Source organism: Banduia mediterranea (genome assembly GCF_031846245.1).
Classification (GTDB): Bacteria; Pseudomonadota; Gammaproteobacteria; order Nevskiales; family Nevskiaceae; genus Banduia; species Banduia mediterranea.
In genome coordinates this window covers 82,025-103,624 of the sequence record NZ_JAVRIC010000001.1, presented here as the reverse complement: position 1 = coordinate 103,624, position 21,600 = coordinate 82,025, and the positions used below count along the sequence as shown (strand labels likewise).

15 protein-coding genes are annotated in these 21,600 nt (G+C 64.2%); 2 read left to right on the top strand and 13 right to left on the bottom strand.

What is annotated here, in order from left to right; translation table 11 throughout:
- Nucleotides 1–6: 6 nt before the first annotated feature.
- The 11 genes from dgcA to RM530_RS00455 all read right to left on the bottom strand — a co-directional run bounded on the left by dgcA (nt 7) and on the right by RM530_RS00455 (nt 15,674).
- Nucleotides 7–999, bottom strand: coding sequence for an N-acetyl-D-Glu racemase DgcA (dgcA, locus tag RM530_RS00505; RefSeq protein WP_311363241.1), 993 nt, complete (start codon nt 997–999; stop codon nt 7–9).
- Nucleotides 984–2,042, bottom strand: a complete 1,059-nt coding sequence (gene dgcN, locus RM530_RS00500) for an N-acetyltransferase DgcN (protein WP_311363240.1) — start codon at nt 2,040–2,042, stop codon at nt 984–986. Before dgcN ends, dgcA begins: the two co-directional genes overlap by 16 nt.
- Before the next feature lie 439 nt (nt 2,043–2,481).
- Nucleotides 2,482–3,795, bottom strand: a complete 1,314-nt coding sequence (locus RM530_RS00495; protein WP_311363239.1) for a dicarboxylate/amino acid:cation symporter — start codon at nt 3,793–3,795, stop codon at nt 2,482–2,484.
- 328 nt (nt 3,796–4,123) lie between these two features.
- A complete protein-coding gene (locus RM530_RS00490; protein WP_349256141.1) occupies nt 4,124–5,623 on the bottom strand; it encodes a M81 family metallopeptidase in 1,500 nt (499 codons plus the stop codon).
- A gap of 174 nt (nt 5,624–5,797) precedes the next feature.
- Nucleotides 5,798–7,303 (bottom strand): M81 family metallopeptidase, encoded by a 1,506-nt coding sequence (locus RM530_RS00485; protein WP_349256140.1) that lies wholly within the window; start codon nt 7,301–7,303, stop codon nt 5,798–5,800.
- Between the two features lie 351 nt (nt 7,304–7,654).
- Nucleotides 7,655–9,061, bottom strand: coding sequence for a hypothetical protein (locus RM530_RS00480; protein WP_311363236.1), 1,407 nt, complete (start codon nt 9,059–9,061; stop codon nt 7,655–7,657).
- Between the two features lie 17 nt (nt 9,062–9,078).
- The gene (locus RM530_RS00475) at nt 9,079–10,809 is read right to left on the bottom strand and encodes a VWA domain-containing protein (protein ID WP_311363235.1); all 1,731 of its coding nucleotides are present in this window, start codon (nt 10,807–10,809) and stop codon (nt 9,079–9,081) included.
- A gap of 181 nt (nt 10,810–10,990) precedes the next feature.
- A complete protein-coding gene (locus RM530_RS00470) occupies nt 10,991–12,547 on the bottom strand; it encodes a M81 family metallopeptidase (RefSeq protein ID WP_349256139.1) in 1,557 nt (518 codons plus the stop codon).
- Between the two features lie 125 nt (nt 12,548–12,672).
- The gene (locus RM530_RS00465) at nt 12,673–13,698 is read right to left on the bottom strand and encodes a VWA domain-containing protein (protein ID WP_311363233.1); all 1,026 of its coding nucleotides are present in this window, start codon (nt 13,696–13,698) and stop codon (nt 12,673–12,675) included.
- A gap of 19 nt (nt 13,699–13,717) precedes the next feature.
- Nucleotides 13,718–14,545, bottom strand: a complete 828-nt coding sequence (locus tag RM530_RS00460) for a DUF58 domain-containing protein (RefSeq protein ID WP_311363232.1) — start codon at nt 14,543–14,545, stop codon at nt 13,718–13,720.
- A gap of 109 nt (nt 14,546–14,654) precedes the next feature.
- Complete coding sequence (locus RM530_RS00455; RefSeq protein WP_311363231.1) at nt 14,655–15,674, bottom strand: AAA family ATPase; 1,020 nt, start codon at nt 15,672–15,674, stop codon at nt 14,655–14,657.
- 686 nt (nt 15,675–16,360) lie between these two features.
- On the opposite strand from RM530_RS00455, the gene RM530_RS00450 reads away from it, so the two are divergent.
- Entirely contained in the window at nt 16,361–17,227 is an 867-nt protein-coding gene (locus RM530_RS00450) for a D-amino acid aminotransferase (protein WP_311363230.1), read from the top strand.
- Between the two features lie 15 nt (nt 17,228–17,242).
- On the top strand, nt 17,243–18,589 hold the full coding sequence (locus RM530_RS00445) for a D-amino acid dehydrogenase (RefSeq protein ID WP_349256138.1): 1,347 nt from the start codon (nt 17,243–17,245) through the stop codon (nt 18,587–18,589).
- A gap of 103 nt (nt 18,590–18,692) precedes the next feature.
- On the opposite strand, the gene RM530_RS00440 is transcribed toward RM530_RS00445, so the two are convergent.
- The gene (locus RM530_RS00440) at nt 18,693–19,853 is read right to left on the bottom strand and encodes an osmoprotectant NAGGN system M42 family peptidase (RefSeq protein WP_349256137.1); all 1,161 of its coding nucleotides are present in this window, start codon (nt 19,851–19,853) and stop codon (nt 18,693–18,695) included.
- The gene (ngg, locus tag RM530_RS00435) at nt 19,834–21,573 is read right to left on the bottom strand and encodes an N-acetylglutaminylglutamine synthetase (protein WP_311363227.1); all 1,740 of its coding nucleotides are present in this window, start codon (nt 21,571–21,573) and stop codon (nt 19,834–19,836) included. Before ngg ends, RM530_RS00440 begins: the two co-directional genes overlap by 20 nt.
- Between the last annotated feature and the right edge of the window lie 27 nt (nt 21,574–21,600).

Below are 21,600 nucleotides of genomic sequence, written 5' to 3'. Positions count from 1 at the left end.
CGCCGCTCAGGCGGCTTCGCCCCAGAACCCTGGATCGGGTGGCAGCAACTGGCCACCCTTGAACGACACCCCGCCCGGACGGTCCCGCGCCAGCAGGATCGGACCGTCAAGGTCCACGAAATCCGCATGCCGGGCGATGTGAAACGCCGGCACGATGTCGAGAGAGGTCGACACCATGCAGCCCGACATGATCGTGAATCCGGCTGCCTGCGCAGACTCGAGCAGCTTCAGCGCCTCGGTCAGCCCACCGGTCTTTTCAAGCTTGATGTTCACCGCCTGGTAGCGGCTACGCAGACGCGGCAAGTCCTCGCTGACGTGACATGACTCGTCGGCACACACCGGCACCGACAGATTCAGACCTTCAAGACCTTCGTCCGCATCAGCCGGCAGCGGCTGTTCGAGCAGGTCCACGCGCAGGGCCTGCAGCGTGGGCGCCAGTGATTTGAGCAGTTCGAGGTTCCAGCTTTCGTTTGGGTCCACGATCAGCCGCGCCTCGGGCAAGACCTCCCGCACGGCGCGCACTTGCGCCTCCGGCCGGCTCGCGTCGACCTTGATCTTGATCAGACCGCCGTCATCCAGCTTGGCCGCCGCCTCCGACATGGCTTGCGGCGTGTCGAGACTGACAGTCAGCGCGCTCTGCAATGGTGGCAATGACGGCTGGCCGAGCTGCGCCGTCACCGAAACACCCGAGATTCGCGCAGACAGGTCCCAAAGCGCGCAATCGACCGCGCAGCGCGCGGCGCCCGGCGGCATCAGTTCTTCGAGCTCGGCCCGCGACGCGCCCGCGGCGATGGCGCCGGCCATGCGCTGGATGGTCTCGACGACTGTTCGCGTGGTTTCACCGTATCGCGAGTACGGCACCGCTTCGCCCCGCGCACGGACGCCGGCTTCCACGATTTCCACCACCACCACCTCGGCGGCCGTCTTGACGCCGCGCGAGATGCGAAACGGTACCAGCAACGGCCAGCTTTCGACGCTTACTTTCAGTTCCCGCAACATGCCAAGGCCTGATCGACGATACGATCCAATCCCATACGCACAGGATCCTGACACGGCAGGCCCATCAAGTCCTCGATTTCAGCGCAGGCGCGCTGCGCCGCTTCGTTATCGAGTTTGGAGGTGTTCAGCGCCACGCCGACCGCCACCACGTCCGGGCTGGTCAGTCGGGATGCCTGCAGGTTCGTCTCCAGGCAGGTCTTCAGCTCAGGCAGGCTGAACTCCGGGAGCCCGCGCATATGCGGCCGCCCCGGCTCATGACACAGCACCAGCGCATCCGGCTGCGAGCCGTGCAGCAGGCCCAGCGACACCCCGGCGTAGGACGGATGAAACAGCGAGCCCTGCCCTTCGATCACATCCCAACCGCCGTCGTCGCGCGCCGGCGACACCCATTCCGCGCCACCCGAAATGAAGTCGGCAACCACCGCGTCGATCGGAACGCCGCCGCCGGCGATCAGGATGCCGGTCTGGCCGGTGGCGCGAAAGTTGGCGGCGATACCGCGCTTGAGCATTTCGCGCTCGATCGCCAGGCTCGTATACATCTTGCCGATCGAACAGTCCGTGCCGACGGTCAGCAGACGCAGACCGGCGCGGCGACTGCCTTTTCCGACCGGAATCTCATGCTGGAACTGGCGCGCCTCGAACAATTCCCGGCCGGTACGGGCAGCGGCCGCGACGATCTCGGGATGCGCACTCAGACGCTGGTGCAGGCCCGAGGCCACGTTGAGACCCGCCTCCAGCGCCGTAACCACATCGCGCACGATGTCCGGGCTCAAACGGCCGCCGGCATTGGCAACGCCGAGAACCATGGTGTTGGCACCAGCGGCCTTGGCATCGACGCAGGACAGGTACGGAAGTTTCAGTTCGGGCACGCACTCGGCGCCGCGCAGCTGACCGATGCACCATTGAGGCCGCCAGTAAGCCAGTCCACGCGCCGTCTTGATCGAAAGTTCGTCCGCGGCATTGCCCAGATACAGCAGATAGGGCGGCCCCCAGCTCGCGGGGGCACTCGTTTCAGGTTGTTTGTTTTCGTGGGAATTGGGCATTGGAATCCAGGGAGGCGTTCCGGTTTTGTTATCGGGATGTCGGGCAGCACAAACGCATCAAGCTGCAAACCGGTTCGCCGCGGAAATCGCCGCTTCTATCCGGACGCCTGGAGGGTGGAGGCAGCCTTCGCATTGGTACGCAAAACGATAGTCGGCACAGGCGAGTGGGCTCCAATCAAAAGATCGATTGAGCCCATAACTGAGGGTTATCTTCGTTGTGGTTCAAGGCCTGCAGCGCCGACAAGCGCCACTCAATTCAAGGAGATAGGCCAGATTTTGCGAAGCGCAAAGCGCGGTGCCGAACGCATCGGCGGGGGCGCGCGCCGGCAAGTGCGCCATACGAGCCGCCGGGCCGCCAAGCGCGCTCCCGGGAATCGTGGAATACCTGCGTAGTCGCAGAGGCGGCCCGGCCTGGAGCGACCGCCCGGCCTGTTCCGGATCAGGCCGGGCCCGACTGCTTGTAGACCTCGGTATCCAGCTGCTTTTCGCTATTGGCGACGATGCAGGTCACGACGCAGTCGCCGGTCACGTTCACCGCCGTACGCGCCATGTCCAGAATGCGGTCGACGCCGATGATCAGGCCGATGCCGGCCACAGGCAGTCCAACCTGGGTGAGCACCATCGACAGCATGATCAGGCCGACACCAGGCACCCCGGCAGTGCCGATCGACGCCAGAGTGGCGATGAGCACCACCATGAGCAGCTGGCTGGTGTCGAGGTCGATGCCGTAGACCTGCGCAATGAAGATCGTGGCCACGCCCTGCATGATCGCGGTGCCGTCCATGTTGATGGTCGCGCCCAAGGGCACCGTGAACGAGGCCACTGCGTTCTTCACGCCGAGCTTGCGCTCAAGAACCCCCAGACTCAAAGGAATGGTGGCATTGCTCGATGCGGTCGAGAACGCGAACAGCTGCACGTCCCGAATCTTGCGCAGCAGGGTGCGCGGGCTCAGTCCACTGAGCAGCTTGAGCAGGCTGGGGTAGACCAGGAAGGCATGCGTCGCCAGCACCGCCAGCACCAGCAGCAGGAACTTCAGCAGGGGCAGGAAGGCGCCGAAGCCCTCGGTGGCGAAGGTGCGGGCAATGAGTGCGAACACGCCGTACGGCGCCAGACTCATGACGATGCCGACCACCTTCATGATGATCGCGTCGAGGTCCTGGAAGAAGCTCAGCATCCGCTTGCCGGGCTCGCCCGCCATCGTCATGCCCAGCCCAAGCAGGATCGAGAAAATGATCACCGGCAGCATGTCGCCGCTGCTCATGGACTCGAAGATGTTCCGCGGAAACAGGTTCACCAGCACGTCGACCAGCGGCGGTGCATCGCGGGTGTCGAAGCTCGCGTCGGAGCTGAGCGACAAACCCTGGCCGGGCTTGAAGATCAGTGCCGCCAGCAAGGCGAGCGTGATCGCGCCAGCCGTAGTCAGCAGATAGAGACCCAATGTCTTGGCGCCGATCCGGCCGAGCTGGCGGATGCTGTCGAGCGAGGCCGTACCGCAGGTCAGAGAAACCACGACCAGCGGGATGACGATGACCTGGAGCAGACGCACGAAGGCCTGCCCCATGATGTACAGAATGCCGTTGGCGCCGTAGTCCACCAGCCAGGCGCTGAGGGACTCGGTGGCGGGCAGCAGACCGAGCAGATTGATCGAGCCACCAAGCAGTACGCCCAGCCCCATTCCCACAAAGATCCGGATCGTCAGTCGGCGCCCCGGATTCGCGGTGGCAAGCGATGGGGATTCATTCGTTGAGTTCATCGTGGGGCACGACCGTGGTGATGTACGTAGACGGAGCGATCCAGATTCAATCCTCGCACAGCAAGCCCGCCGCCATGCCCCGGCAGCGGGCTTGCTGGATTCAACAACGCCGATTGATACGCAACACCCTCGCCGTCTGCCGCGCGCCTGTCAATGCAGGCGTCGCGGCGGGCAGGCTGCCTTAGCGTGAATCACGCACGGCGTGATGCCGACCGACCCTCGCCCGCTTGCGGGAGAGGGGGAACCACTTGCGAATGCGAGCGGTGGGTGAGGGGAACGGCCATGCCGCAGGCGGTTCATTCTCAGAGTGCCGCTTGTGGCATGGCCGTCAGGGATAGGACACGTCCTTGCCGTAAGGATAGAAGTTGTTCACGTCCAGGTACTTGTACGGCAGCGCGTCAATGCGGATGGTGCCCAGGAACGGCTGTTCGGGCTCGACCAGCAGGATCGTCCTGGCGTATCCGTTGTCGTAGTAGCCGCGGCGGAAGTGCACGCGGGACTTGATCGCGATCGCCTTGAAATCATCGGGATTGATGCCGATGTCGAGGAAGGCTTCCGGTTCGGTGTTCTGGTGCAGGTAGGGACTGATCACGAGCACGTTGTTGTCGCCGAACTTCACGCTGACCCACAGCTGCGAGCCGCCGGCCCCAAAACCGCCGCGCCACATGCCGCCGCTGACGGTGTTGACGGTACCGACCACGCGAATCGGATCACCGGCGGACTGGTCGAGACGGCCACCGACCGCCATGTCGAAAGGATCGCCCGGCTTTACGCCCTTCTTGCGCAGTGCCTCGATCGCCTCGTTGTCGGCGACCGTACCGATCAGGGTGTCGCTGAGATCCTGCTCGATCACCTGCTCCAACAGCCAGGTCGCCGCGCCCGAGCGATCGCTATGGTCGGCCAGCACGATCGGATACTCACCCTTGCTCATCGCCTCCTTGGCCAGGCGCACGCCTTCGGTCATCGAGTAGACCTTGGTCCCGTGCACCAGATCGTCGCGCAGGCGCCAGGCGGTGTTCGCCATGTCGTCGGCGATGTGCGCCGCCAGCTCGGGATCGCCATTGCTGATCACCTGAAAGGCCATACCGGCCTCGGCCGAATCCATGAAGGCGAAGCCGTAGTAGAAGTTCACATAGACATCGGGCTCGCGCGCTTCCCAGGTCAGCGCACGCTGCACCAGGTCCATCCACGGCGAAGCGCCGGTCCATTGGAGTACCGACGGCGTGAGGATCGGCGGCTTGCGCGTTTCGGTCACCGGCTTGTAGTTGCCTCGGATCGAACGGATCAGCGTGCGTGCCGCGCGTTCGCCCTGCAGATAGCCGTCGTAGTGTGGGTAGTACTTCACGCAGAAGGCCAGGTCGGCATACCTCAGGAAATCCTGATCCTCGTTGCCGTGCGGATCGAAGGTGCCGGCAATGAAGGCCTTGGGCCCGATCACCTCGCGAACGCGGCGCGCCAGCTCCGCTTCGGGCTTGGCAACATCGCGCACACCCATCGCGCCATGCAGGGCCAGATAGGCGCCGTCGAACGGCCCCTGTGCCTTGAGCTCGGAGATCATCTTGTCGACGAAGTGATCGTAGGTGCTTTTGTCGATCCAACCCGAGCCGGAGCCGGTCTTCGGAAACAACGGCGATTCGATGCCGATCAATTCCACATTGGCGTGTTCGCGCGCCACCTGCACGAAGCCGCCCATGTAGCTGCGTGGAGATGCGCTCAGCAGCGCCTCGCCACGGGCCGGCGAACCCTCGTAGATGAAGTCTTCCAGCCGCGTGTCGTACGGCAGGAACGTCACCGTTTCATGCACGAAGTAGATGACCGCAATGCGCACCGGCTTGGTGGTGTTGATCGGCTTGTCCGCCGCCAGCGCCGCGCCGCCTGGCAGCGATGCACCCATCGCCGCCAGGGCCAGCAACATCAGTACCGTTCGTCTTGCAGTCGTCATATCAAGGGCTCATCGGATCGCTTAAGGGAATCTTTGCCGCTGGTGCACGTCACCGGATAACTAGGGATAGGTGAGGTTCTTGCCGTAGGGATACAGGTGATCCAGCTTGAGGTGCTGGTAATCCAGCGCTTCGAGGTGAACCGTGCCCAGGAACGGCTGCTCCGGCTCGACCAGCAGGATGGTCCTGGCGTAGCCGTTGTCGTAGTAGCCGCGCCGGAAATGCACGCGCGACTTGATCGCGATCACGTCGAAGTCGGCAGGATTGATGCCGATCTCCAGAAACGCCTCGGGATTGGTGTTCTGGTGCAGGTACGGACTGATGACGACCACGTTGCCGTCACCGAACTTGACGCTGACCCAGAGCTGGGACGCCGTCGCGCTGGTGCCACCACGCCGCCGCCCCATGCCGCCGCTCACGGTGTTGACGGTGCCGACCACCCGCACCGGATCTCCCGCCGACACATCAAGACGACCGCCGATTTTCATGTCGAAGGGATCGCCCGGCTTCACGCCCTGCTTGCGCAGGGTTTCGATGGCGTCCTCGTCCGCGACGGTGCCGATCAGCACGCCGCTCAGTTTCTGCTCGATGACCTGCTGCAGCAGCCAGGTGGCGGCTCCCGAGCGGTCGCTGTGATCCGCCAGCACCACCGGCACCTTGCCGTCCTCGACCGCCTTCTTGGCGAGACCGATGCCTTCGGCCATCTTGTGCACCTTGGTGCCGTAGACCAGCTCCTTGCGCAGGCGCCAGGCGGTGTTGGCCATGTCGTCGGCAATGTGCTCGGCCAGTTCCGGATCACCATTGGTCATCACCTGGAACGCCATGCCGGCATCGACGGCATCCGCAAATGCAAAGCCATAGTAGAAATTCACGTAGACATCGGGTTCGCGCGCTTCCCAGGTCAAGGCGCGCTGCACCAGGTCCATCCACGGCGAGGCACCGGTCCACTGCAGCACCGAGGCGGTGATGATCGGCGGCTTGCGCGATTCGGTCGTGGGCTTGTAGTCACCACGAATCGAACGGATCAGGGTGCGTGCCGCGCGCTCGCCCTGCAGGTAGCCGTCGTAATGCGGGTAGTACTTGATGGTGAACGCGAGGTCCGCGTAGCGCAGGAACTCGCCGTCTTCATTACCGTGCGGATCGAAGGTGCCGGCGATCATCGCCTTCGGCCCGATCGCTTCGCGCACACGCCGCGCGATCTCCGCTTCCGGCTTGGCCACACCGCGCACGCCCATGGCGCCGTGCAGGGACAGATAGGCACCGTCGAACGGACCTTGTGCCTTGAGGTCGGCGACCATCTTGTCGACGAAGTAGTCGAAGGCTTCCTTGGTGATCCAGCCGGAGCCGGAACCCTTCTTCGAACCCAGCGGTGATTCGATGCCGACCAGCTCCACATTGGCGTGCTCGCGCGCGACCTGCACGAAACCGCCGATGTAGCCCTGCGGCGATGAGCTCAACAGCGACTCGCCACGGGCCGGGGAGCCTTCGAAGATGAAGTCGTCGGTGGTGGTGTCGTATGGCAGGAAGGTCACGGTCTCGTGCGAAAATTTCATGACCGCGATGCGCACCGGCTTGGTGGCGTTGATGCGCTTGTCGGCGGCCTGCGCGCCGAAGCCCCAGGGCGAAAGTCCGACGACCACCAGACAGAGCATCGTGAGTAGAGTGCGGCGCGGTAACTTCATGAATGCATCCTCTTGGTCTGAGTGACTTCGAATTCCTGCGGGCCGCTGTTGGCTGCGCTGGGTCCCACGGCGGTCTCGCTACAGGTTTCGAGAGCGACTAAGACCATATAGAGCGAGTTCCGCAGCGGCCAATGAATTGATCGCGAGCCTGTATAACTCGTGGTTATGTCGGCATCTCGCAAATTCCGGCCACTGGCGAACCTCGCTCGAACATGTCGGCGCGACGCTCGATCAGGCTCAACGATCGGCATACAGCGGAATCACCGCATTGTCGCGAACCCAACCCGATGGCCCCTGGCTGGCAACGATCCGCTTCCAGCCCAGAAACGAGCGCGAGACCTTCACCACCGCACCGGCCACCAGGGGCGCGGTTTCTTCCTCGGGTACCAGGTCGGTCGGTTCCGGGCTCAGCTTGACCTTCTGCACGACCATGCCGACATCCACGTACCGCAGGTCGCCGTACGCGCTCCAGCACAGCACGCTGACGGCCAGCAGCAGCACGGCGGTCGCGCCGCCGCCAGCGCCGAGCCCGATCAGCAGGCGTCGGCGTGGCCGATACAGCGCGATCACGACTACACCGAGCGCGAACGCCAACAGCAGGCCGGACAGCAGCGCCAGACGCTGCCATCCGCTGGCCGAGAGCCATGAAGGCAGCCGCTGATACCAGGCGCCGAAGAACAAGCGTTTGAGCGTCGGATCGGCCATCGCGGTCTGCGCCAGCGCGAAGCGCAGATTGTTGCGCGCGTGTGGTGCCGAGGAATGCAGCAGGAACGAGGCCGTCCCATGCGCCACGGCGACGTTCCAGTTTTCCCGTTCGATGTTGAGCATCGCCAGATTCTCGTGCGCGGCCCAGTCCGTCCAGTCGGCTTGCAGCGCCGACTGGGCCGGCGCCTGGACCTGCGCCCAGTCGACCACCGGGGCATCCTCGACCGGGATCTCGGCGGATCGCGCTGCGCCGGAAAAGCCGAGCACGGTCGCCAGCATCAAGGTCTGCATCGTCGGCAGCCAATGCGCACGACGGTCGGGTAGGCGATGCTCGCGCGGCGGCATCTCGATGTCATCGGCGGCGCTACCGGCGCGCTCCAGCCAATCGCTCGGCAATGCAGCCTCGGCCGAAAAAAGACCGCGTTCCGTCGAACACCACAGCGCATACCATCGGCCGCTACAGACCGCGTCCTGGCTCAGCTCGAATACGGCGCTGGAGATTTCGCTGGCGGTGGGGGTGGACACCTGCAGGTTCCATGCTCTTGCGGAGGCATCCATCCACCGGTACAGATGGCGAGCCTGCGGGAAAACGCCGGGGCGTCGCAATTCCGCGATCAGGCGATGCAGGTCACGCACGCCAGAGCGGCGCAAGCGCGCCGGGTCGGTATCGAAAGCACGCTTCCAGGCCAGGCCTGTCCAGACCGCGGCCGGTAATGTCAGCCCGAGCAGCAGGAACCAGACGGGATTGAACGCCCAGGGCAGCGCACCACTTTGCCCAGGTTTCAGTGGCTCGAGGATCGGCGACGGCGCCACCAGCTCCGGCGGGGCCGCCGCCTCCTCGGCGGGGATCGCCAGCACCGGCTGAGCGATCGAACACAGCGTTCCGGCCAGCAGCAGGGCTGCCCACATGAGGTGGCGAACACGGACGATCGACTTCATTGCGGTTCCTGACCTCATTACCAATCGTTCTGGCTGGTGTCGCGTTGTTCCTGAGCCCCGTCGCTCAACAACTGGTGCAGGCGCCCCGGCGAATCCTTGCTCGTCACGTCTTTCATTCGCTTCTTCGAGAATTCGAGAATCGGGTCGACGCTGGACCCCGAACCGCCTCCCGGCTTGGAACGCATGGCGGCCGCCTTGCGCACACTCTTGGGCAGCGGCGGCTTTTTGCCCCTGGAGATGGCCGGGTCTTCGCCCGGCGACAGATCACCCAGCGCGGCATCGGTTTTCGTCGAAGCGCCCTGCCCGAAGGAGTCGGTTGCGGACTGCTGCGTGCTTTGCCCGGTAACGACCGGAGGATTGTCTTCCTCGTCCATCAGCTCCTTGCGCTTCTCGTCGGCCTCGGCCTCGGCCTGCTCCGATTCCGGTGGCGCGAGCATCGCCGTGAGGCGCGAACGGTAGAGCCCCCAATCGGCGATCGAGGAGTCGAGCTGCTCACCGTGCCGGGTGGCTTCGATCGCATCCCGAATCACGCCCTCGGCCGGCAGCAATCCGGTTCGTTGCTCGTCCAGCCCGTACTTGATCGTCGCCTCCACCATCAGCCGCAGGTCATAGGCGTCGTAGTCGAATTCCCCAAGGTGCCTGACGATGGCGCGCAAGCGGTCGACCGGATTGCTGTCGAATTCCTCGCGTACGTCGAAACCGGCTTCCGCATCGAAATGCGCGCGCACTGCCGGCGGCGCCGTCATCGACAGCAGACAGGCCAGCACGGCGACGCTCGCGGACAGGCGCGAAGCCGCCGCTTTGGCGTCAACGCCGCGCAAGCGAATCTGGCGCGGCTGTGGCCGCTGCCGGAATTCACGAACCAGGCCCAGCATCCCCAGCAGCACTGCGGGCAGCAGCAGCCACTGGAAGCGTTCCTTCTGCGTGCCGCTGACTTCGCCCCCGAACAGGCCTTTGCGTCCGGTTTCCACGGTGTCGGCAAGCAGGGGTTCGACGTCCGCCAGCGTGCTGGCGTTCAGATACCGACCATTGGTGCGCCGCGCCAGGGTCTGCAACGTCGCCGGCATCAAGGTGGAATGGACCGTACCGCCATCGGCATCCTGAAGATAACCGCCGTATTCGTCCGGGATGAACCCGCCCTCTTCGGTACCGACGCCCATCGACAGCACGTGGATCTGGCGTTCGGTCAGCTTGTCGAGCAGCTTGTTCCAGCCTTCGGTGGTGCTTTCGCCGTCACTCAGAACAATCAAATAGCGATCGGCGTCCTCGTTTTCGCCAAAACCTTCCAAGGCCGCATTGAGCATGCCGGTGTAGTCCGAGCCGCCCTGCGGCAGGTAATCGGGGTCCAGCAGCGGCAGGAATTCACGGATGATCTGGTAGTCGGAACTCAGCGGCACTTGAACGAAGGCGGTCCCGGCGAAGACGATCAGCCCGACCCGTTCACCTTTAAGCGCATCGAGCAGGGACTCGGTCACCGTGCGCGCCTGTTCCAGCCGAGAAGGGTCGACATCCTCGGTCAACATGCTCCGTGACAGGTCGAGCGCGATCATCACTTCGCGCGTGTGGGTATACGATTCCTGGTTCTGTTCGCCCCAACGCGGCTTCGCCACCGCGATCAATGCCAGCGTGATCGCGAGCAAGGTGATGAACGCGGGGCGCCGCGGCTGAGACTGCGCCGCGCGCAGACGCTGACCGGCAATCGCCACCCGCTTGATCGCGTGCCATTGCAGCCGCGGTGCGGCGCGCATGAGGCGAACGATGCCCACGGCACCGAGCAGCGGCAATATCAGCGCGAGCAAGCACCATGGAGCGCCCCAACTCACCGGCCCGGCCCCAGACTGGCGCGGACGCGACCGCCATTACGCATCGCCCGCATGGCAGGCGGCGCCCGCCCCGATTTGTTCGGTGTCACGGAAGGTTCGCGCATGCTCACGGGTAGCTGAGGTTCTTTCCGTACGGGTAGAGGTGATCGAGCTTGAGATGCTGGTAATCCAGCGCTTCCAGGCGAACGGTTCCGAGGAACGGCTGCTCGGGTTCCACCAGCAGGATGGTCTTGGCATAACCGTTGTCGTAGTAGCCGCGACGGAAGTGCACGCGCGACTTGATGGCGATCGCTTCGAAGTCCGCCGGGTTGATACCGATCTCCAGGAATTCCTCGGGCCAGCGATTCTGATGCAGATGCGGGCTGATGATGACCACATTGCCATCACCGAACTTCACGCTGACCCAGAGCTGGGATTTGGCGGCGCCCCGCCCCAGCCCGCCACTGACGGTGTTGACGGTACCGACCACGCGCACCGGCTCGCCGGCAGAGACATCGAGCTTGCCGCCGATCTCCATGTCGAAGGCATCGCCCGGCTTCACACCCTGCTTGCGCAGTGCCTCGATGACGTCTTCGTCGGCGATGGTGCCGAACAAAGTGTGACCCATCTTCTGCTCGATGACCTGCCTGAGCAGCCAGGTGGCCGCGCCGGTGCGATCGCTGTGATCGGCGAACACGATCGGCACCTGCGCCTCCTTCACCGCCGCCTTGGCCTTCTGCACGCCTTCGGCCATTGAATAGACCGTGGTGCCGTGTACCAGCTCGTCGCGCAGGCGCCACGCGGTGTTGGCCATGTCGTCGGCAATGTGCTCGGCCAGTTCCGGACCACCATTGGTCATCACCTGGAACGCCATGCCGGCGTCGACCACGTCCGCGAACGCGAAACCGTAGTAGAAATTCACGTAGACGTCGGGCTCGCGCGCCTCCCAGGTCAGCGCGCGCTGCACCAGATCCATCCATGGCGAGGCACCGGTCCATTGCAGCACCGAGGCGGTGATGATCGGCGGCTTGCGGGTGGCGCTGGTCGGCCTGTAGTCGCCGCGAATCGAGCGGATCAAGGTGCGCGCCGCGCGCTCGCCCTGCAGATAGCCGTCGTAGTGCGGGTAGTACTTGATCGTGAAGGCAAGGTCCGCATAACGCAGGAATTCGTCGTCTTCATTGCCATGCGGGTCGAAGGTACCGGCGATGATCGCCTTGGAACCGACCACCTCGCGCACCCGCCGCGCCAGCTCCGCTTCCGGCCTGGCCACGCCGCGCACGCCCATGGCGCCGTGCAGCGACAGGTAGGCACCGTCGAACGGGCCCTGGGCTTTCAGATCCGCCGCCATCTTGTCGACGAAATGCTCGAAGGCTTCCTTGGTGATCCAGCCGGAGCCGGACCCCTTCTTCGAGCCCAGCGGTGATTCGATGCCGACCAGATCCACATTGGCGTGCTCGCGCGCCACCTTGACGAAGCCGCTCATGGAGGACCGGCTGATGTGATAGCTCGACGCGCTCAGCAGCGCATCACCACGCGCGGGCGAGCCTTCGTAGATGAAGTCCTCGGTGACAGTGTCGAACGGCAGGAAGGTGACCGTTTCGTGCATGAACTGCATCACCGCGATACGAACCGGCTTGGTCGGCGAAGGCCGCTTTTCGGCTGCCCAGGCGCTTTGGCCGAACATCAAGAACACCATAGCACCCAGACCCAGGGCCCCAAGGAAGCGACGGCGCAACATCGTCATGGACGAAACCTCATGTGAATGGCTTTACCGCACCCGGCGAATTCCGGCATCACGCGGCGCGTGATTCACGTTGAGGCCCTGTCGTCCGATCGCCGCACGGCGCCAAACAGAGCGAGCCCCAGCAGCGCGATGCCGGGCAATACAAAGACGTGAAAAAGTTCGTGGCTGATCAAGGGCGGCGGCGCGTCGAACTCGATCTTGTTGTCCTGATTGATCGCCCTGAAGGCATCCTCCACGGCGTTTTCATCGGTGGCGCGGAAGAACAGCCCGCCGGTGGTGTCGGCGATGTCGCGTAGCGCCAGCGTGTCGATTTCGGAAGCCCGCATTTCGGTACCGATGCGATTGCCGGCATAGTCGAAGACCGGCATCGGAATGTCGCCTTCGGCACCGGCGCCGATGGTGTAGACCATGACGCCGTCGATTGCGGCGAGTTGCGCCGCGGCACGCGAATCGAGCGAACCCTTGTTGCTGGCGCCGTCCGTGAGCAGCACGATGAATGCGCCTTCGCGCTTGTCCGCATCGTCATCCCGCTGGCCCTGGCGCAGACGCGCCAGCGACACCCCGATCGCATCGCCGATGGCGGTACCGTCCTCGATCAGGCCGATCGACAGACGCGCGGTCTGCTTGCGCAGCCACTCGTGGTCGAAGGTCAGCGGCGCGAAGGTATAGGCGCGCCCGCCAAAGGTGACGATACCGATTCGATCATCCGGCCGGCGATTGATGAACGCGGAGATCATCGGCTTGATCGCCTGCAGACGATTGGTCATCGTGTCGCCGCGCTGGAAATCCTCGGCGTACATGCTGGTGGACAGATCGATGGCGATGATGAAGTCATAGCCGGTGCGCTTGTGATCCGTATCCGGCTCCATGTATTGCGGGCGGGCGAGACCGACGATCAGCAGGGCCAGTCCGACATAGGCGCAGAAAACCGGCCAAGGTGCCGAGTTCGCCGCGGTCGAGGCCTGCCACTCCTCGGCGCCCGGCACCATCAGCACCGTTACGCTGCGCTGACGCCGCAACACGGCGACCACCATCAGCAGTCCGAGCAGCCACAGGTACAGTGGATCGTGGAAGGTCCAGCCGCTCAGCATGCCCTGATCCTTGAGGTCTTCATCCGCGGCGACCTGCGCGCCCGTGCTGACGGAAATAGGCCATCAACGCCTGCAGGGGATCGGCATCGTTGTGAATGATCAGGCGATGGTCGACCGCGGCGAACAGGCGCGTGAAATGAGTCTCGCGCCACCGGCTCCAGCGCGCATGTGCGGCGCGGGTCGCATGCGAGGCGGTGTCGATGTTGACCAGCTGTCCGGCCACGGGATCGTAGGCAGACAAGCGTGTGCGGGGTGGCAACTCCAGATCCCAGACATCGTCGGCGCGGACACCGATCGTCTGACAGCGCTGTTGCAGGCCGCGCCAAGCCTCGGGCGCCTCGGTCGGCACGAACGGCCCGAACCAGAGCAGCACGCCGCCGTTGGGCGCGGCTCGGCGGATCATCCGCCAAGGCAGGGCGCACGACGGCGACACATCCAGCGGTGGCGGCGCCTGGCTCAGCAGCCGCATGGCCAGACGCAGAATCGCCTTGCGGCCGGACAGCGGCCGCTGGAACCAGGATGTCTCCGGCGAGCTATAGAACAATCCAACACGATCGCGGTTGGTCGCGCTCACCAGCATCAGCAATGCGGCGGCTTCCAGCAACGAATCGCGCCGCGTGCGCTGCCCGGAACCGAACTGCAGGACCGGCGAATCCTCGAACACCAGAATCAGCGAAAGCTCACGCTCCTCCACGAACTTCTTGCGGTAGGGCTCACCGAGCCGGGCGGTGACATTCCAGTCGATGGAACGCAGGTCGTCCCCCCACTGGTACTTGACGACTTGGTCGAACTCCATGCCCCGCCCGCGAAACGCGGAACGGTAGTCGCCGCTGAGCGAGGTGTTCACGGAGTGCTGGACCTGCCACTCCAACCTGCGCAGTACCGTCCGCGGTGCCGATGGCAACACGGTCGAGGGCGCGGTCGACGTCGTGGAACTCCGAATCATGCGAAACGCATCAGCCGGCCACGGCGCCGCTTTCGGGCACGGCGGTCTGCTTCAGAATTCCACTGAGCACCTCGTCGGCGGTGATGCCGAGCGACTCCGCCTCGTAGGTCAGACCGACACGGTGCCGCATCACATCCAGGAACACCTCCTGGACGAAGGCCGGGGTAACGAAGTCGCTGCCGCGCATCCATGCCAGGGCACGACTCGCCTGGAACAGGCTGAGCGAGGCGCGCGGCGAAGCACCAAAAGCCAGGGTCTTGGGCGCAGCGCCTGTCTCCTCGCGCTTTGCGGCGATCGTGCGCGTCTCGCGCACCAGAGCGACCATGTATCCTTGCATGGATTCGGCGACATGAATCGCATCAACCTCCTTTCGCAGTTCCAGAAGCTGCTCGCCACTGGCCACGGCGCTCAGCGCCGGCTGCGATGTGACGTTGCCCCAACGCCGCACCATTTCCAGTTCCTCATCAAGGGCCGGGTAGTCGAGCAGCAACTTGAACAGGAATCGGTCGAGCTGCGCCTCGGGCAGTGGATAGGTCCCTTCCTGCTCGACCGGGTTCTGCGTGGCCATGACCAGAAACGGCTTCGGCAAGGGATAGGTGGTACCGCCGATGGTGACCTGACGCTCTTGCATCGCTTCCAGCAAGGCACTCTGCACCTTGGCCGGCGAGCGGTTGATTTCGTCGGCCAGTACGAGATTGGCGAAGATCGGCCCCAGATGCGGCGAGAACCGACCGTCTCCCGGCGAATACACCATGGTGCCGACGATGTCGCTGGGCAGAAGGTCCGGCGTGAACTGAACGCGCTCGAAGGAGACGCCCATTGATTGCGCCAGCGACTTGACCAGCAGGGTCTTGGCGAGCCCCGGCATACCCTCCAGAAGGACATGGCCACCCGTCAGCAAAGCGATCTGCAAACGCTCGATGATCTGGCTCTGCCCAAGGACCGCTTTGCCGATCTCGGCGGACAGACGCGACGACCATTGCGCGCCGGGAGACACCGCGTTCGAAACCTCAGCGGAGGTGGCGCTCATCGCGACTCACCATTCGGGACCGGAGCGACCATCGCAGCTGTGGCCGCCACCCCCCGATGACCGTGAATACGCAACTTCGTGAGGCGCGCAGCAGGCGGCAAGGCATTGACAGCGTCGGTTCTCATTTGCATGGGTTTGTCTCATTCAAGGCCTAGGCAACCATATGGAGTGGTCGCTTCGGGAGCTAATGAATTGACCGGGAGATCGCATAACTCAAGGTTATGCGATCAGGGCGTGATGCCTGCTCCGCGACACGCCAAACCGTCCCGTCGGCGCGTCCGCGCCGCCATGGCACAAGACCGGATTCGCAACGATGTCGCTTCAGTGAACAGGTCCGGGGGCTCGTCCTGACGAACCGGCGGCGCACTCATGGGCTCATCGGTCGCAGACGCGTCGGCAACGGCGTCTTTCGGAGGCCGCACATGACCGCGATCCGTCCACCATAATAAAGGGTTATGTCTCATCCCACTCTTTTCATTAGCCCGTGCGGAGCACTCCCGCTAGGCTCCGCACCATCAATCAAGCATGCTCCGCGCCGCGGACCGGCGCCGGCTTCGACCAGGTCTTCGCGGCCGCTTGGCGGGACCTTGTCGCCGGTGACGCGCGGGATCCGAGGTTGGGCGGGTCTCAATTTATTTTTTGGCGCGATGCGGCGTTCACTCTGAATTACGGGATTCGAGCCACTCATGACCGAGGTCTATCTCAACGGTACTTTCATGGAGTCCGAGCGTGCGCGGATTTCACCCTTGGACCGGGGTTTCCTGTTCGCGGACGGGGTGTACGAAGTGATCCCCGCTTTCAACGGCGTCCTTTTTCGAATCGATGAACATCTCGCCCGGCTGGAACGTTCCTTGGGCGAACTGCAGATCCACAATCCGCACTCCAGAGAAACCTGGCAGATGCTTTGTCAGAAGCTGCTGCTCCGGAATGGCGGCGGCAATGCCTCGGTCTACCTGCAGGTGACGCGGGGCACCGCCGCGACTCGCGACCACGCGTTTCCAATGCCTCCGATCCCGCCCACCATCTTCATGACGACCGCAGCACTGAATGCGGAAACAGCGGTGACACAGCCGGACAGCGCCAGCGGCGCAGCCGCCATCAGCGCCGACGATCCGCGCTGGGCCCGTTGCGACATCAAGTCGGTCTCGCTGCTGCCGAACGCCATGCTACGTCAGCAAGCGGTGGCAAGCGGTGCGGTCGAAGCGATATTGACTCGGGATGGTTTCCTGACCGAAGGCTCGTCCACCAATGTGTTCGTGGTCAAGGACGGTCTGATCGCGACACCGCCGCTCAGCAACCGGATTCTCGGCGGCATCACTCGCGATCTGGTGATCGAACTGTGCAGAAAGAATCGCATGCCATTCGAAGAACGTGCAGTATCCGAAGCGGAGCTGCTGGATGCGGATGAAATCTGGATCAGCAGTTCAACCAAGGATGTCATGCCGATCGTGAGCCTCAACCAGAAGCCGGTGGGCCACGGCCGCCCCGGTGAAGTCTGGAAAGCCCTGGCGCGGCGCTACGTCGAGTTCAAACGCAATATCTGCTGCGAGTAGTCATTACCAAGACCACTGCCAATCCGCGGCAGCACGATCGATCATCCCGAACCGGCCGAATGTTCACGCCTCACTTTGCTGGAGTCAGCTGGAGTTGAATCAATGAAGGTCATCGTCATGGGCGCCGGCGTCATCGGCGTCGCAACGGCCTGGTATCTGTCAAAGGCCGGACACGAAGTGACGGTGCTCGAACGCAATGCCGGCGCGGCCCGCGAGACCAGCTTCGGCAACGGCGGCCAGATCTCGGTGAGCCACGCGGAACCCTGGGCCACACCGTCTGCACCCTTGAAGATGCTGCGCTGGCTGGGGCGTGAAGACGCGCCGCTGTTGTTCCGCCTGCGCGCTGACCCGGCGCAGTGGGCCTGGGGACTCAGGTTTCTGCGCGAATGCACGGCCCAGCGTACGCGCGCCAACGCCGTGCAACTGGTTCGGCTCGGCACGTATAGCCGCACGCTGCTGCAGGCCCTGCGCACCGATTTCGACATCGAATACGACCACCTGTCACGCGGCATCCTGCACTACTTCACGAACGCCAAGACCTTCGAAGGCACGATGGCGATGACGCGCGTGATGCGCGACCTGGGCTGCGAACGGCGCAGCATCGACGTCGACGAAGTCCTGCGGATCGAGCCCGCCCTCGCCGCCATCCGTTCGCAGCTGGTGGGCGCGACCTACACCAGCGCCGACGAATCCGGCGACGTTCACCTGTTCACCACGCGTCTGGCCGAGCGCTGCGAGAAGCGCGGCGTCCGCTTCCGGTACGGGGTGCGCATCACCCGCCTCACTGAAGAGCGCGGACGTCTCAGCGGCGTTGAATACGCGGACGAAACCGGCGCCTACCAGACCGCGACGGCGGATGCCTATGTGCTCGCACTCGGCAGCTTCAGCCGTGAGCTCGCCAGAACCGTGGGCGTCAAACTCGACATCTATCCGGTCAAGGGCTATTCACTGACCCTGCCGATTCTGGACCCCGAGCGGGCGCCCAGCGTCAGCGTCACCGACGAAGAACACAAGATTGTTTTTTCGCGCCTCGGCGAGCGAATTCGCGTCGCCGGCACTGCCGAATTCAACGGCTATTCGATGGAACTCAATCAGGTCCGTTGCCAGGCGCTGCTCAAGCGGACCCTGCAGGTCTTTCCGGGCATGAGCCAACCGGAACTGGGCCGCTACTGGACCGGGCTGCGTCCGTCCACTCCGAGCAATCTGCCCTATATCGGCCCGAGCCGCGTGCGCGGCCTGTATCTGAATACCGGACACGGCACGCTGGGCTGGACCCACGGCTGCGGTTCCGGTCAGGCTCTCGCCGACATCATCGACGGCCGGCGACCGGACGTCGATTACGCCTTCTGCGGGCACGCCTAGCAGCCTGTCGGACTCAGGATGATCGACTGCGACTTCGGTCCTGCCAAACCCTCGCTACGACCCCCTAAGTCCGACAGGCTGCCAGGTCACGGGCGCCGGCTCGCTACAGGAACTCCTTGGGATGTGGCATCGGCGTCGGTTCCTCGATGTCTTCGGGCTTCCATTGGTGCGGAAAACCTTCGAGCGGGCCGATCGCACGACGGTCGCGCGCGACGACCGGCCCGTTCTGGGCGTAGAGCGTCACCAGTTCGGCGATGGCGTGCAGCGACGACAGATGCGTACGCTCATAGCCGTGCGAAGCGTCAGCACCGAAGCCGAGCAGGGCATGACGGATGTCGTAGCCGGCACGCAGGGCGGCTGCGGAATCCGAGAAGTAGTACGGGAATACATCACGCTGGTGTTCGATCTCGTGATCCTTGCACAGGCGCAGCAGTTCGCGCGTGAGGTGATAGTCGAACGGTCCACTGGAATCGCAGATCGCCACGGTGACGCCGTGTTCGCGCGAGTTCTGGCCCTCAGCCGGTATCGCGATGTCGATCGAGACCATCTCGCTGATGCGCGCGTCGAGCACCGCCGAAGCGCCGAAGCCGACCTCCTCGGTGATCGTGAACATCGGATGGAAGTAGACCGGCAGACTCAAGCCCGATTCGACGATCGCCTTGATCGCCGCCAGCAGGGCGGCGACTCCGGCCTTGTCGTCGAGGTGACGCGAGGAGATGTAGCCGTTCTCGTGCAGTTCCGGCTGCGGATCGATCGCGATGAAGTCACCGATATTGACGCCGAGCTGGGTGAGATCGGCCTTGGAATGCACGTTCTCGTCGAGACGCAGTTCCACCTGGGTCCAGTTGGTGGGCTGATCGTCGACCTGGTTGTTGAAGGCATGGCCGGAGGCCATCAGCGGCAGGATGGTTCCGCGAAAAGGGCCGATGTCGGTGAACAGGGTGACGCGTGCGCCCTCGGCGAAGCGGCTGGACCAGCTGCCGAGCGGCAGCAGGGCGAGCCGGCCGTTGTCCTTGATCAGGCGCACCGTGGCGCCGAGCGTATCCAGATGCGCCACCACGGCGCAGGCCGGCCGGTCGGTTTCGCCCTTGATCGTGGCGCGGATCGCGCCACGCCGCGTCAGTTCATACGGAACGCCGAGTTCGCCGAGCTTGCCGCAGGTGTAGTGCACGACCTCGTCGGTAAAGCCCACGGGGCTCGGGATTGCCAGCAACTCAAGCAAGGTCTGCTTGAGATATTCGTGGTCAATGTCCAGCTTCTGCATGTTCTTCATATTTGTATTCACGCGTAATGCTGAACGGAAACAACAGATCCAGAAATCGTTCAGCCGTGGGTTGTGGTTCGTGGTTGGCCAGCCCGGGCCGCTCGTTGGCCTCGATCACCACGTAGTCCGGCTTGGCCGGCGACGGCACCAGCAGGTCCAGGCCGGTTACCGGAATTTCCAGCGTCTTGGCGGCCTCGATTGCGGCCGCGCACAGACGCGGGTGCAGGATGTGCGTGACGTCGTGGAGGGTGCCGCCGGTATGCAGATTGGCGGTCTTGCGTACGGCCAGCTTCTGGCCCTCCGCGAGCACCTCGTCCATCTTGTGACCGGCCAGCTTCACCGATCGTTCCGTTTCCGCGTCCATTGGAATCTTTGACTCTCCGCCGGTGGCGGCTTCACGCCGGCGCGACAGCTTCTCGATCAGTTCGCGCACGGTATGGCGTCCGTCGCCGGTGACCACCGGCGGCTTGCGCAGTGCCGCTGCCACCACCTTGTAACCGATGACAACGATGCGCAGATCCTGCCCCGAGCAGTATTGCTCGATCAGCACGGTGTCGCCATGCTGGCGCGCACTGCGGATCGCCGTGCGCAGCTCGCGCGCGGTCCGCACGTCTACGCTGATGCCGGCGCCCTGTTCGCCGTCGGCGGGCTTGACCACGACCGAACCGTGCGTCTTCAGAAACGCCAGATCCTCGCCGCTGCCGTCGGCGATGCGCTGCTGCGGCACGGACAGCCCGGCCTGCGCCAGCAGGCGACTGGTCACGCGCTTGTCGGCACAGCGCGACATTGCGATGGCGCTGGTCAGCTCGCACAGCGACTCGCGGCAGATGATCGAACGCCCGCCCAGGGACAGACGGAAATAACCGGCCTCGGCGTCCAGTATCTCGACGTTGATGCCGCGTCGCCGCGCCTCGTCAACGATGATCTTGGCGTAGATGTTGAGCCCTTCGTCGGCCTGCACCGTGGGCCCGGTGTACAGCGGCTCGTTGATCGCGTTCTTGCGCTTGACCGCGAATTCCGGGGCGCGTTCGAAGCCGAGCTTCTCGTACAGCCCGATGGCCTGCTCGTTGTCGTGCATCACCGACAGGTCCATGTAGCTGCGGCCGCGCGCCTTGAAGAAACCGGAAAGGTAGTTGACCAGCGCGACACCGACGCCGGGCTGTGTCGCGCAGGGGTCCACGGCCAGACACCACAGACTGGAACCGTTCTCGGGGTCGCCGAAGGCGTTCCAGTGATCGACGCCGGTGACGGTGCCGACCACGGTATCCGTGGTCTCGTCGACCGCCACCAGATAGGTGATGTTCGGGGACTTGCGGTGCTGCCAGAGGAAACCCGGATCCGCCGGCACCATGCGCCGCGCCTGATAGATGCGGTTGATCGACTCGGCGTCCTGCATCGATTCGATCGGCCGGATCGTCAGCCCGCGCAGCTTGAGGCTGTCCGGATCATAGCGGTCCAGCCGCAGACGAAAGGTATGCGAGGGATCGAGAAACAGCATCTGCGGCGACTGCGCCAGAATCACGTGCGGGTCGCGCACGTACATCGCGATATTGCGTGCGCCATCGCGCTCCGACATGACGGCACGGGCCACGTCCGCCGGATTGTCGAAAGTCTGCGCCAGGATCAGCTGACCCCAACCGCACTCCAGCGTGACGTTGTGATTATTGGGCGCGGACGCCGATGCATCCGCAGCGGGTTTGCGCATGGAGGGTTCGCTCATTCGGATTCTCCCTGACGACGCTGGGCG